At 35.2% G+C, this 14,291-nt stretch carries 11 protein-coding genes; 5 read left to right on the top strand and 6 right to left on the bottom strand.

Translation table 11 applies throughout. The annotated features are described in order from the left end of the window. Window positions 1-64: 64 nt before the first annotated feature. The 6 genes from gyrA to dnaA all read right to left on the bottom strand — a co-directional run bounded on the left by gyrA (window position 65) and on the right by dnaA (window position 8,742). The gene (gene gyrA / locus ACTHPI_RS01715) at window positions 65-2,539 is read right to left on the bottom strand and encodes a DNA gyrase subunit A (RefSeq protein WP_445352450.1); all 2,475 of its coding nucleotides are present in this window, start codon (window positions 2,537-2,539) and stop codon (window positions 65-67) included. Window positions 2,540-2,549: 10 nt separating this feature from the next. Continuing rightward, on the bottom strand, window positions 2,550-4,514 hold the full coding sequence (gene gyrB / locus ACTHPI_RS01710; protein ID WP_445352449.1) for a DNA topoisomerase (ATP-hydrolyzing) subunit B: 1,965 nt from the start codon (window positions 4,512-4,514) through the stop codon (window positions 2,550-2,552). Then, window positions 4,515-5,642 (bottom strand): DNA replication/repair protein RecF, encoded by a 1,128-nt coding sequence (gene recF, locus ACTHPI_RS01705; protein ID WP_445352448.1) that lies wholly within the window; start codon window positions 5,640-5,642, stop codon window positions 4,515-4,517. It abuts the gene before it with no gap. A gap of 6 nt (window positions 5,643-5,648) precedes the next feature. Beyond that, window positions 5,649-5,864, bottom strand: a complete 216-nt coding sequence (gene yaaA, locus ACTHPI_RS01700; RefSeq protein ID WP_445352447.1) for a S4 domain-containing protein YaaA — start codon at window positions 5,862-5,864, stop codon at window positions 5,649-5,651. A gap of 217 nt (window positions 5,865-6,081) precedes the next feature. Further along, window positions 6,082-7,212, bottom strand: coding sequence for a DNA polymerase III subunit beta (dnaN, locus tag ACTHPI_RS01695; protein WP_445352446.1), 1,131 nt, complete (start codon window positions 7,210-7,212; stop codon window positions 6,082-6,084). Between the two features lie 165 nt (window positions 7,213-7,377). Next, a complete protein-coding gene (gene dnaA, locus ACTHPI_RS01690; protein ID WP_445352445.1) occupies window positions 7,378-8,742 on the bottom strand; it encodes a chromosomal replication initiator protein DnaA in 1,365 nt (454 codons plus the stop codon). A 478-nt stretch (window positions 8,743-9,220) separates the two neighbouring features. On the opposite strand from dnaA, the gene rpmH reads away from it, so the two are divergent. The 5 genes from rpmH (at window position 9,221) to mnmG (ending at window position 14,054) form a co-directional block, all read left to right on the top strand. Beyond that, entirely contained in the window at window positions 9,221-9,361 is a 141-nt protein-coding gene (gene rpmH, locus ACTHPI_RS01685; RefSeq protein WP_003549412.1) for a 50S ribosomal protein L34, read from the top strand. Between the two features lie 53 nt (window positions 9,362-9,414). Continuing rightward, complete coding sequence (gene rnpA, locus ACTHPI_RS01680; protein ID WP_445352444.1) at window positions 9,415-9,783, top strand: ribonuclease P protein component; 369 nt, start codon at window positions 9,415-9,417, stop codon at window positions 9,781-9,783. Window position 9,784: 1 nt separating this feature from the next. Further along, a complete protein-coding gene (locus ACTHPI_RS01675) occupies window positions 9,785-10,654 on the top strand; it encodes a YidC/Oxa1 family membrane protein insertase (protein ID WP_445352443.1) in 870 nt (289 codons plus the stop codon). Between the two features lie 111 nt (window positions 10,655-10,765). Continuing rightward, window positions 10,766-12,151, top strand: coding sequence for a tRNA uridine-5-carboxymethylaminomethyl(34) synthesis GTPase MnmE (gene mnmE, locus ACTHPI_RS01670; protein WP_445352442.1), 1,386 nt, complete (start codon window positions 10,766-10,768; stop codon window positions 12,149-12,151). Window positions 12,152-12,158: 7 nt separating this feature from the next. Next, entirely contained in the window at window positions 12,159-14,054 is a 1,896-nt protein-coding gene (gene mnmG / locus ACTHPI_RS01665; RefSeq protein WP_445352441.1) for a tRNA uridine-5-carboxymethylaminomethyl(34) synthesis enzyme MnmG, read from the top strand. The last annotated feature ends 237 nt before the right edge of the window (window positions 14,055-14,291 follow it).

Genomic DNA, 14,291 nt, shown 5'->3' with positions numbered 1-14,291 from the left:
TGATCTTGAAAGTTTTTACCCTTCAAACCATAAATACGCAAAACTATTTGATAATTTTTTACTTTTATTCGTCTTTATTATCTTCGGTTATTTCTTGATTTTCTTCAGTTGGCACAGTTGCTAAACTTGATACCTTACTGTCACTATCAACCTTAATCAAACGAACACCCATAGTACTACGTCCAGTTTGAGAAACATCCCCAAGCTTAAAGCGAATCATAATACCATCTGTAGTAATTACCATAATATCTTTAGTGCCATCTACTACAGTTACTCCTGCAAGAGGACCATTTTTCTCTGTAATATTAGCCGTCTTGATACCTTTACCACCACGACCTTTGATTGGATATTCACTAGCTGCTGTTCGTTTACCATAACCCTTTTCAGAAATAACAAGAACTTCATCAGTTGGTTTAATGACTTCAGAGCCTACAACGTAATCATTATCACGTAAATTGATTCCGCGAACTCCAGCTGCGGTTCTACCCATTGGACGAACGTCACTTTCATTAAAAGTTACCGCATAACCTAAATGAGTTCCAATCATAATGTTTTGCTTACCATCAGTAGTCAAAACATTATTTAATTCATCACCATCTTTAAGAGTTAAGGCAATTAAACCACTATTTCGAATATTTTCGAATTCGCTAACGCGTGTACGCTTAACTGTACCCATCTTAGTGATAAAGAAGAGATAGTTATCATCTGCACCTTCTGGAATATTAACAACTGTTTGAATTTTCTCGCCTTTATCTAATTGCAAGAGGTTTACAATTGGTAAACCTTTAGCAGTTCTACCATATTCAGGAATTTCATATGCTTTCTTAGAGTAAACTTTACCCTTATTAGTAAAGAACAATAGCATATCATGAGTACTTGAATAAATTAGATTTTCAGTAAAGTCATCATCTTGAACGCCCATTCCTTTAACGCCTTTACCACCACGATTTTGCGTCTTAAATTCCGTAATTGGCATTCTCTTGATGTAACCTCGATGAGTTAAAGTTAAAAGAACGTTTTGTCTTTCAATCAAATCTTCATCTTCAATTGATACAACTTCACTTGCACCAATTTCAGTTCGGCGATCATCACCATAACGCTTTTGAATATCAAGAAGTTCATCGTAAATCAATTTGTCAATTCTTTCAGGCTTAGCCAAAATATCTTTAAAGTCTGCAATCTTTGCCTGCAAATCTTGATACTCAGACTCAACCTTATCTCGTTCAAGTCCAGTTAAGCGAACTAAACGCATATCTAAAATTGCTTGAGATTGTTTATCATCTAAACCAAATCGACTAATAAGTGCAGCTTTAGCTAAATCACTTGATTGACTGCTTCGAATGATTTTTACAATTTCATCAATATGGTCAAGTGCAATTCTTAATCCTTCTAAGATATGAGCACGAGCTTCCGCTTTAGCAAGTTCAAACTTTGTACGACGTGTTACAACATCTTCTTGATGATCAAGGTAATATTGCAACATCTGCTTCAAAGTCAAAAAGTGAGGTGCGCCATCTACAATAGCCACCATGTTCATACCAAAGTTTGCTTGCATTTGTGTTTCTTTAAATAAATTATTCAATACAACACTTGCACTTGCATCTCTACGAATATCAATTGTAATTCGCATTCCGGATTGGTCAGATTCATCTCGCACTCCAGTAATACCATCAATAGTCTTTTCTCTAGCTAAATCTGCAATCTTCTTAACAAGCTCAGCCTTATTTACCATGTATGGAAGCTCAGTTACAATGATACGCTCACGACCATTTTTCTCGGTTTCAATGTTAGTTTTGGCACGAACAACAATATTTCCCTTACCGTTTTCGTAAGCACGGTAGATACCGCCTCGTCCCATGATAATTCCACCTGTTGGAAAATCAGGACCTGGAATAACCTTCATCAAGTCTTTGGTAGTCACATCTGGATTATCCATTAACATATGAAGCCCCTTGATAACCTCAGTCAAATTATGAGGAGGTATGTTAGTTGTCATACCAACAGCAATACCATTAGCACCATTTACTAACAAATTAGGAATTCTTGCTGGAAGAACTACTGGTTCATTTTCAGTGTCATCATAATTGCGTTGCCAATCAATTGTATTTTTGTTGATATCACGAAGCATTTCAAGAGCAATTTTACTCATTCTCGCTTCTGTATAACGCATTGCAGCTGGTTCATCACCATCAACAGAACCGAAGTTTCCGTGACCGTCAACAAGCATGTAACGATAAGAAAAATCTTGAGCCATATGTGCCATAGCTAAGTAAATAGATGAGTCACCATGAGGGTGAAACTTACCCATTACTTCTCCGACTATTCTGGCAGATTTCTTATATGGCTTATCAGGTGTAACTCCTAATTCACTCATTCCATATAAAATACGTCTTTGTACTGGCTTTAATCCATCACGAACATCTGGAAGCGCACGAGCCACAATAACTGACATTGCATAGTCTAGGAAGGAGCTTCGCATTGTACTGGTCAAATCAACATTTCTTATTCTACGATCTTGAGTTTGATTATCGTTATCCATTTAACCTCTCCTAAGCATCCAAGTTTTCAACATATTTAGCGTTCTTTTGGATAAAGTCACGTCTTGGAGCTACTTCATTACCCATTAAAAGCTCAAAAATTTCATCAGCGTCTTTAGCATATTCTGGACTTACACGATCAAGTCGACGATTTTCTGGATTCATGGTAGTTTCCCAAAGTTGCTCTGGGTCCATTTCACCCAGTCCCTTATAGCGCTGAACAATTGGCTTTGGACTAGGTTGAAGACTTCCAAGATAATCATGCAATTCTTCATCTGTATCAAGATATTTAATTACTTTACCTTGACGAACTTGATATAGAGGTGGACGAGCAATATATACATATCCTTTATCAATCATTGGACGCATATAGTTATAAAATAGCGTCAAAAGTAGTGTACGAATATGAGCACCATCGACATCGGCATCAGTCATAATAATTAACTTATGGTAACGCGCTTTCGTGACATCAAAGTCTGCTCCAAAGCCTGTGCCTAAAGCTGTGAATAATGATCTGATTTCTTGATTTGCTAAGATACGATCCATTGAGGCCTTTTCCACATTGAGGATTTTTCCTCTAATTGGCAAAATAGCCTGAGTTAGACGCGATCTACCTTGTTTAGCACTTCCCCCAGCAGAATTACCTTCGACAATAAATAATTCTGAAATACTTGGATCATTGCTTGTATTATCAGCAAGCTTACCTGGTAAATTAGCAATTTCCAAGCCAGACTTTTTACGAGTTACTTCACGAGCCCGTTTAGCAGCATTACGAGCGCGTTCAGCTAATTGTGCCTTTTCCACAATTTTTCGTCCCACGCTTGGATTTTCCATTAAAAATCTCGTAAATGCTTCTGAAAAGGCCTTATCCACAGCCTTTCTTGCATCTGAGTTACCAAGCTTTGTCTTTGTCTGACCTTCAAATTGTGGATTAGGGTGCTTAACTGAAACCACTGCCGTGATTCCCTCACGAATATCTTCACCAGAAAGATTATCATCTTTATCTTTTAAAATTTTTGACTTATGGGCATAGTCATTAACCACGCGAGTAAGAGCACTCTTAAATCCAGCTTCGTGCATTCCACCTTCGTAGGTGTGAATATTATTAGCAAAAGTCATCAATGTAGTCTTATAGCCGTTTGTATATTGAAGTGCTACTTCAACATTGATTCCCTCATAGTCACCTTCAACATAAATTGGATCCTCAAATAAAGTTTCACTATCATGATTCAAAAAAGCAACATATTCTTTAATACCGCCTTCAAAATGATATACATCAGTTTCAGCAGTATCTTTGCGTTTATCAGTGAAAGTTAATTTTAATCCTTTATTTAAAAATGCTAATTCACGGATACGATTCTTTAAAATTTTATCATCAAAGGTTGTAGTTTCTGTAAAAATATCTGGATCTGGATAAAAATGGACAATTGTTCCGTGTTCTGAAAGTGGAACAGTACCAATTTGTTTCATTTCATCCTTAACACGACCATGATCAAAATCAATAAAGTACTTTTTGCCGTCGCGCATTACAGTTACGTCTAGTTTAGTTGAAAGAGCATTAACAACTGAAGCACCTACACCGTGAAGACCACCAGATACTTTATATCCTCCACCGCCAAATTTTCCTCCGGCGTGAAGAACTGTGAATACAGTTTCTAAGGCTGGACGGCCAGTTTTTTCTTGAATATCTACAGGAATTCCACGACCATCATCTTGAACAGTAACGCTGCCATCTTCATTAACAGTGATTTCAATTTTAGTAGCAAAACCTGCTAAACGTTCATCAATACTGTTATCAATAACTTCCCACACTAAGTGGTGCAAACCTTGAGAGCTAGTTGAGCCAATATACATACCAGGACGCTTACGAACAGCTTCAAGCCCACCTAAAACTTGGATTTGGCTAGCATTATACTTTTCAGCTTCCTCTTCATACTTTTTGACTTTCTCAAGATTTTCTTTCTTGTTATCAGCCATTTAATTCTCCTTTTCCAAACTAACTTCACCATTTTGAACATGATAAATTTTCGGCTTTTTAATTATTTCCCAGGAAATACCTTCCAAATCTGTAGTCGTAATAAAAGTCTGCGTTTTACCATGAATATAATTCAAAAGTGCACTCTGGCGACCATGATCCAATTCACTCATTACATCATCTAAAAGCAGTAGCGGATATTCATTAGTCACATTATGAACCAACTGTATCTCAGCCAACTTCACACTCAGTGCAATACTTCGTTGTTGACCTTGTGAGGCATACAAGTGGGCATTTTTTCCATCTAGTTTAAAAATAATGTCATCTCGATGCGGTCCAGATAGGGTCGTACCACGCTTTAATTCAGCTGGCTTCATTTTTTTAAAGTTATCCAAAACTTTATGATAAATTTCTTCAGTAGCATCTTGTGATGATATTTCGCTAACAGAAGGTTTATACTCAATGGTTAACTTTTCACTAGCTAAACTAATATGTTCATATGCATCTTGAGCAGCGTGGCTCAAATAATTCAAAAATTTGTATCTACGAACAATAATTTCAGCAGCAATTCCTGCTAATTGATCTGATAATACATCTAAAAATAAGGTATCTCGCACTTTTCCTCGGGATAATTTTTTTAGATAATTATTTTTCTGGTTTAAAACTTGACGATACTTACTAGAAAAATATAAATACTCTGCATTAATTTGTCCAAACTCTTGGTCCATAAATCGCCTTCTAAGTGCTGGTGCACCCTTTACTAGTTCCAAATCTTCTGGAGAAAACAAAACAGCGTTTAATTGTCCAACATATTTTGACAGCTTAGGCTGTTGAAGACGATTTATCCACACCTTTTTCCCCTTGTTGGTAATTAATACACGTAAATCAATCTCAATTTGACTTTTATGGACTTCGCCGGATAAATTAGCATATTCTTTAGTAAAATTGATCAACTCACTGTCATTACTAGTACGATGCGAACGAGTTAAAGCTAAAAAATAAATTGCCTCAAGTAAATTTGTTTTACCTTGGGCATTTTTTCCAATAAAAATATTCACATTTGAATCAAAATTTACTTCAAGTTTGTGCAAATTACGAAAGCCCTGCACGCTGAACCGACTAAGATACATTAACTTTTACCGAAATTCGTACTTTTCCCCAGCAACTTCTAATAAATCGCCTGGGTGTAATTTTTTACCTCGGCGATTTTCGCTTTCGCCATTAAGCATTACTGGATTATCTTGAAGATACCATTTTGCTTGCCCACCAGAAGAAATAATGCTTTCTTCTTTCAAAAACTGACTTAGGGTCATATATTCCCCTTTAATTTTGAACTCCTTGATAATACTCACCTTCAATACACTTTGATACTAATATAATTATATTCGTTAATAACATAAATTACAAACGTAAAACGCATTTATAAGGGCTATGAGAGCTTTTTATTAAATATAACCTGGTCATAGTATTTACGTGCAAAAATAAAATTTCACCACTTTTATTCCCTTATAGAAAAAATACACATAAAAAAAGCCATCAATTTGATGGCTTTAACAAGATAATTATTTATTAAAATGTTCTAACTGGAGTAATCAATTGAACAAAGTTCACATCATCTCTATTAGGCGTTACAGTAAATGGACGAAGAGGCTGTGTAAACTTCATTACTACAGCATCAGTAATTGATGCTCGAAGCGCGTCACGTAAGTAATCTGGATTAAATGAAATTTCCAAATTTTCGCCTTCTAAATTCTTAAAGCTAACATCTTCTTCAACATTACCAATTTCTGCAGATTCCCCTGATAACTTTACAGTTTGATTTTGAACATCAAGATTAAGCTTAACCACATTATTCCTACCAGCATGAGTAACTAAACTAGCACGATCAAGGGCGCTTGATAATTCCGATAATTCAAACTCAACACTTGTTGAACTATCCTTCGGTAGAAGACGATCAGTATCTGGATAACTTCCTTCCAAAAGACGGGAATAGAATAAAATATTTCCAATTTCAAACAAAACTTGGTTATCCCCAGGACATATACGCACTTGTGGATCAGTTTCTCCAATAATGCGAGATAATTCTTGTAAACTTTTACCAGGAATAATCAAATCTGTTTCTTTTTGGGGACCATTATCCAGACTAATTGTTCTTTCTGACAATCTATGTGAATCTGTTGCAACCGCTTTAATCATATTAGGATTAAAAGTAAAGTGTACACCTGTTAAAACTAAGCGACTTTCTTGGGTGGCAACGGCAAACTGTGTCTCATTAATAATTTCTCTAAAGGTTTTTCCTGAAATGGTAAATGAAGACTCATCTGAAATTTCAGGTAACCGAGGATAATTATTTGCATCTAAACCATTAATTGTGAATTCACTATTTTCTGAAATAATTCTAGTTTGAAAACTTTCTTTAACTTCAAAAGAAAAATCTTTTCCTGGAAGTTTCTTAATAATTTCACTAAAGAAACGTGCTGGTAACACGATTGAACCAGTGGAAATAACTTGTAAATCATCACTAACTGGAATTTTGATTTCTATTGAAATATCTGTGTCACTACCTGTTAGAAGCAAATTATCGTTAGTTAAGACCAATTTGATACCACTGAGAATTGGAATAGTTGCTCTTGATGAAATAGCTCTCATAGCATTATTTAAATTTTCAATAAACAAGTTACGATTAATTGTAAATTGCATTTTAACCTCCTGAAAATTTTAGGTTTTCTTTTATTATTTATTAATTAACTTAGTAGTAGTAGGGCCTGTGAATTCTGTTGATAACTCACCTAATCCCCTGTAAGAACGCAATTGTTGCGGTTGAAAACTCTGTGTAAAACTTAGCCACTTTTCCACATGGACAAATTAATGATCCAATATTTGTTTTAAATCAAATATAGCATTTTTGATTTCAGCATCAGTTTTTACTTGTTGCTTTATTTTTTCGCAAGCATGCATAACCGTAGTGTGATCTTTTCCCCCAAATGCCTGACCAATCTTTGGCAAACTGGAATCAGTTAATTCGCGGGCTAGATACATTGCAATTTGTCGAGGTATTACAATTTGTCTAACTCGTTTTTTTCCCTTTAGTTCAGCAGTTGAAGTTTGGAAATAGTTCGCCACAACTTCCTGAATTTTTGGAATTTGTAATCCACGAGTTTTTTGCACAAGCTTTAAGTCAGTCAATGCCTCTTGAGCTAAAGGAACATTAATGTCTTCTTTTTCAATTGTTGCATGTGCTTGTACTTTTACTAATGCTCCCTCTAATTCACGAATATTTGTGTCAATTTGAGAAGCAATATAATCAAGCGTGCTTTCGTTAACACTTAAGCCCTCTGACTCAGCTTTTTTGCGTAAAATTGCAATTCTTGTTTCTAAGTCAGGTGGAGTAATTTCTACTTGTAAACCCCACGTAAAGCGTGAAACTAGACGTTCAGATAAGTCAGGAATTTCTGTAGGTAAGCGATCACTGGTCATTACAATTTGCTTTTGATCATTATAAAGAGTTTCAAACGTATGGAAGAATTCCTCTTGAATTCCCTCTTTTTTTGCAAAGAACTGAATATCATCTACTAACAATAAATCACAGGTTCGATATTTTTCCCTAAATTGATCCTGTGTTTTATTTTTAATAGAGTTTATAAAATCATTAACAAATGTTTCGCTTTGAATATATACAATCTTGGCATTAGGTTTTTCTGCGAGCATTTGATGACCGATAGCTTGCATTAAGTGAGTCTTCCCAAGACCAACTCCTCCAAAAATAAACAATGGATTATAGAAACTCCCAGGACTATCTGCCACTGCTAATGCAGCTCCAGCCGCTAATTTATTACCTTCACCTTGGACAAAGTTTTCAAAAGTATATTTATCATTCAGTTTAAAATTTTTTGAAAACTCGTCAATTGTAGAAGGTGATATTCTGTTTTGTCGCTTTGGTGCGACTTCAGGTGTAACCAAGCGTTCGGAGCTTGCAGCTTCTTCAATTTCAAAAGTAGGTAGAATTTCAATCCCTGAATATCCATAAGCAGATTGGATTAATTGGGAAGATAAGTTTTTTTCCCAATATCCTTTAGCTACTGGATTTTGAACAGAGATTTTAAGTTCATGGCTACTTTTATCGTAAGAGATGGGCTTAGTGTTTTTAAACCAAGCGTTATAGGCAACTTCATTAAAACGGACGCGCATTTCGTTATTAAAATGTTGCCAAAAATCATCTTTATCGAACAAAATAGACCTCCTCCGTTAATAAAAATCATAAATTATTTTAGCATGATTTAGATAAGTTTTCCACAAAGTGGAAAAAGTTATCCAGAATTAACAGGGTGTGTAAAAAAATCAAAAAATAATCCACAGATTTTTTAATATCAGTGTAGTGCTATTGATTATCCACAAATAACCTGTTAATAATTTTTGTTGATATAACAATGAAATCTATAACTTTATACCATAATATCCACATGGTGTGAATAAAGTTATAAACACCCTGTGATTTGTGGAAAAATCATGGTGGATAATGTGTGGATTGTTTATTAGAGCAAAAATTATACCTTAGTTTATCCACAAAATAAATCTTTATTTTTAAAAATAATGTGCTAATTTCTTTTAGATTTCTTGTAATTTACCCTTGGTTTTTATAGATTTTCGTGCTATCCTTAGTAAGAAATTGTGTAAATAGCACAAAAGTAAAGATGGAGGTGCAGTTTAAATGACAACTAAGAGAACTTACCAACCAAAGAAGCGTCACCGTTCACGTGTACATGGTTTCATGAAGCGTATGAGCACATCAAATGGCCGTAAGGTTTTAGCAAGACGCCGTGCAAAGGGTAGAAAAGTCTTATCTGCTTAAACCACTGAAATCCACAGTGGTTTTTTTAGTCTAGTAGAGTGGAATGAAACGTTTTGAGAAAGTCTTATCGAGTTAAATCTGAAAAGGATTTTCAACGAGTTTTTAAATCAAGCGACTCGGTCGCTAACCGAGCTTTTGTTATCTATAAACTAAAGAGAACAGAGAATACACACTTTCGAGTTGGTATATCTGTTGGTAAGAAGGTCGGTCATACCGCCGTTGTTCGTAATAGGCTCAAGCGTTATATTCGGGCTGTGCTTACTGAGAGAAAGACGGATATTGATCCCCAACTTGACTTTTTAGTAATCACGAGACCTTATGCTCGCAATTTTGACATGACTAAGGTACGCAAAAATTTAGTTCATGCTCTCACCTTGGCTCACGTCATTGAAGAAATGCCAAATGAAAATGAGGAAGAATAGAGTGAAAGACATTTTAACAAAGAGAAATGTCAAACGTCTGCTTGTTTTATTAGCTTTAGTAGCTATTGCAGTTACTGTGAGTGGCTGTGCTCCAACTAATGGACAAGCACAAGCACCAATTTCACATACTAGTGGAAATTGGTGGGACCGTTGGATCGTTTACTACGTTTCTGCATTCTTGCTTTGGCTTGCAAAGCTCTTGGGAAATAATTATGGTTGGACTATTATTGTCTTTACTATTTTAATTAGAATTATACTTTTGCCTTTGAATGCATTGTCAATCAAAAGTACTACCAAGATGCAGCAAATTCAACCGCAAGTTGATGCACTACGCAAAAAGTATCCAGGACGTGACAATGAATCGCGACAAATATTATCACAAGAAACGAATAAGCTATATAAAGAAGCCGGTGTGAATCCATATACAGGCTGTCTTCCAATAGTTATTCAACTTCCAGTTATGTATGCGTTGTATCAAGCTATTTGGCGTACTCCGCAACTTCAGAATGGACGTTTTTTGTGGATGGATTTAGGAAAGCCTGATCCATACTATGTAATGCCGATTCTAGCTATGGTATTCACTTTTATTTCAACTTATATCAGCCAAATGTCTACACCTAAATCATCACAAAACATGATGACTAAGGTAATGACATATAGTATGGCAGTTATGGTTGGTGTAATGGCAATTGGTTTCCAATCTGCGATTACACTTTACTGGGTGGTTTCAAACCTCTTCCAAGCTGTACAAACATTCATCTTGCAAAATCCTATTAAATATAAACGTGAGCAAGAAGCAAAACAGCAAAAAGAGCGTGAGCGTAAACGTCGCCTTAGAAAAGCGTATAAGCGTATAGGACGCAAAAAATAGAATATAATATCTAAAATCATTTTTAGATAAAGTAGTCAAAGTGCTTTATCCATCATGGTCTATTTCTCATGGTGGTATAATGCGCTTTTTTTATTGAAAAAGGGAGAAAGTATGGTTCAAACTTTAACAGAATTTGATACAATTGCTGCAATTTCAACTCCGATTGGTGAAGGTGGAATTTCTATTGTACGTATGTCTGGAGAAGATGCAGTCAAAATTGCTAATAAAGTTTTTAAGGGTGCAAATCTTGAAAAAGTACCAACTCACACTATTCATTATGGACATATTATTGATCCTAAAATTGAAAAAGTAATTGACGAATCAATGGTAACTGTCCTTAGAGCGCCAAAAACTTTTACTCGTGAAGATATTGTAGAAATTAATTGTCATGGCGGAATTGTAGTTACTAATCATATCTTGCAATTATTGCTTGAAAATGGTGCAAGAATGGCTGATCCTGGCGAGTTTACTAAAAGGGCCTTTGTTAATGGGCGAATTGATTTAACCCAAGCTGAAAGTGTTATGGACATTGTAAGAGCTAAAACTGATAAAGCTCGTCAAGTTGCTGTTGGTCAGCTTGAAGGTGGTTTACTTGAAAAAATTCGTGCAATGCGTCAAGAAATTTTGGATACTTTGGCTAATGTAGAAGTGAATATTGATTATCCTGAATATGATGCTGACCAAATTACTGCTAATCAAATGGCTACTACTTCTAAATCTGTTATTAAAAAGATTGATAAACTGTTAAAGACAGCTCAAGAGGGTACTATTTTACGTAATGGTCTTGCAACAGCAATCGTTGGACAGCCAAATGTTGGTAAATCTTCTTTGCTTAATTATCTTACACAAAGTGATAAAGCGATTGTTACTGATGTTGCAGGAACTACTCGAGATACGCTTGAAGAATATGTTTCCGTTAAAGGTGTCCCATTAAAATTAATAGACACTGCAGGTATTCATCATACTGATGATAAAGTGGAAAAAATTGGTGTTGAACGTTCTCAAAAAGCTCTAAAACAAGCTGATTTAGTACTTTTACTGATTGATTCAAGTAAAGGTTTAAGCGATGCAGACCAAGAATTGATTAAGGAAACTGCGAATAAAAAGCGAATTATTATTTTAAATAAAGCTGACTTAGGTTCAAAAATTTCTCCACAGGATATGCACAAGTTGACAGGTAGTGATGTAATTTCAACTTCAATTTTGAAAGAAGAAAATTTAGACGAATTAGAAGATTTAATAAACAAACTCTTTTTCTCTGGAATTGAAAATTCAAATGAGCAAATAATGGTTACTAATCAACGTCAAAGTGCACTTCTTAAAAAAGCTAAAAGAGAATTAGAAGAAGTAATTAATGCAGTAGAAAGTGGTATTCCAGTAGATATTGCCCAAATTGATTTTAATGGTGCGTGGGATACCTTAGGAGAAATTACTGGTGATAGTGCTCCTGATGAATTGATTAATCAACTATTTAGTCAATTCTGTTTAGGAAAGTAGGGATGATATGAAAACTTATAACTCAAATGAATATGATGTAATTGTTGTAGGTGCAGGACATGCTGGTAGTGAAGCTGCTCTTGCTAGTGCTCATATGGGTCAAAAGACACTTCTCATAACTATTGGGCTTGATATGGTTGCTTTTATGCCATGTAACCCTTCTGTAGGAGGGCCGGCTAAGGGAACTGTAGTTAGAGAAATTGACGCTTTAGGTGGTCAAATGGGGAAAAACATTGACGCTACCTATATCCAAATGAGAATGTTAAATACCGGAAAGGGCCCTGCTGTTCGCGCACTTCGTGCTCAAGCTGATAAGCGTCAATATCATGAACATATGAAAGATGTGATTGAAAATACGCCTAATTTAACATTACGTCAGGGTGTTGTAGATGAATTGGTCGTTGAAGATGGTGTATGTACTGGTGTAATTACAGCCACTGGTGCAAAATACCACGCCAAAAGTGTAGTTTTAACTACGGGTACAGCAGCTAGGGGACGAATTTTTATTGGTGAATTGAATTATTCCTCTGGTCCTAATAATACGATTCCTGCAATTAAATTATCAGAAAATTTGGAAGAACTTGGTTTTAAATTACGTCGCTTTAAAACAGGTACACCACCTCGAGTTAATGGAAATACTATTGATTTTTCTAAGACTGAAGAAGAACCTGGCGATAAAACTCCGCGTCATTTTTCTTATGAAACTAGTGATGCAGATTATTTACGTGATCAGATTTCTTGTTGGATGACTTATACTAATCCAGTAACTCACGCAATTATCAATGAAAACTTGGATCGTTCACCGATGTTTTCTGGAGATATTATTGGAGTTGGACCACGTTATTGTCCATCTATTGAAACTAAAGTGGTTAGGTTTGCTGATAAAGAACGTCACCAGTTGTTTTTAGAACCAGAAGGTAGAGACACTAAAGAATATTACGTTGGAGATTTTTCAACTTCGATGCCAGAAGAAGTTCAGCTTAAAATGCTTCATAGTGTTGTCGGTCTTGAACATGCAGAAATGATGCGTCCAGGTTATGCTATTGAATATGATGTTATTGATCCATGGCAGTTGACCCATACACTTGAAACAAAGAATATCAAAAATTTATTTACTGCAGGTCAAATGAATGGTACATCTGGTTACGAAGAAGCTGCGGGCCAAGGTCTCGTTGCAGGTATTAACGCTGCTCTTCGCGCTCAAAATAAGCCGGGATTTACATTGGGACGTGATGAAGCTTATATTGGAGTTTTGATTGATGATTTAGTAACTAAAGGTACTAATGAACCATATCGCTTGCTTACGTCTCGTGCTGAATATCGCTTGATTTTGCGTCATGATAATGCTGATCTTCGCTTAACCCAATATGGACATGATTTAGGACTTATTTCAGATGATCGTTATGAAAAGTTCGAAGAAAAGAAAAAAGCAATTAAAGAAGCTAAAGATAAACTTTCTAAAATAACTATTCATCCGAATGATGAAGTTCAAAACTATTTATCTTCAATTGGAGATGATAAAATGAGCGCCGGCGTTAAAGCTGATGTATTTCTTCGTCGTCCGCGTGTGACTATTTCTGATATTGAAAAATTAACAGGTGAAAGTATTTCAGAAGATCGCTATGTTAAAGAACAAGTAGAAATAAATATTAAATATGCTGGCTATATTAAAAAAGAGCAAGTTAGAATCGATCGTCTTCATCGCCAAGAAGCAAAGAAAATACCTGCAGACATTGATTATGATGCAATTGAAGGCTTAGCTACAGAAGCTCGTCAAAAATTTGCTCAAATTCGTCCTGAAACATTAGCACAAGCTGAACGTATTTCTGGGGTGAATCCAGCAGATCTTGCTATTTTAAGTGTTTATATTCAAAATGGACGCTACTCAAAAGTAAATAAATAATAATTTAAAAAAGTGGAAATATTCCGCTTTTTTTATTTCAAAGTATTTCCTAGGAAATATTTTGAAATATTTTTTAGCTAAAAAATAATGCATAAAATGCAAAATATGCTAATAAAATCACAAATGTAACCCTTATCATTAACGAAGTATGGAAACATATCTTAATAGTTTGTGAAATTATTCTTTTCACAAAACGCTTACATTGTTGATACATAGCTATTTTTACTACTTGAATTT

It is taken from the genome of Lactobacillus sp. PSON, assembly GCF_052615405.1.
The sequence above is the reverse complement of the archived record's forward strand: the minus strand, read 5'-3'. Positions and strand labels throughout refer to the sequence as shown.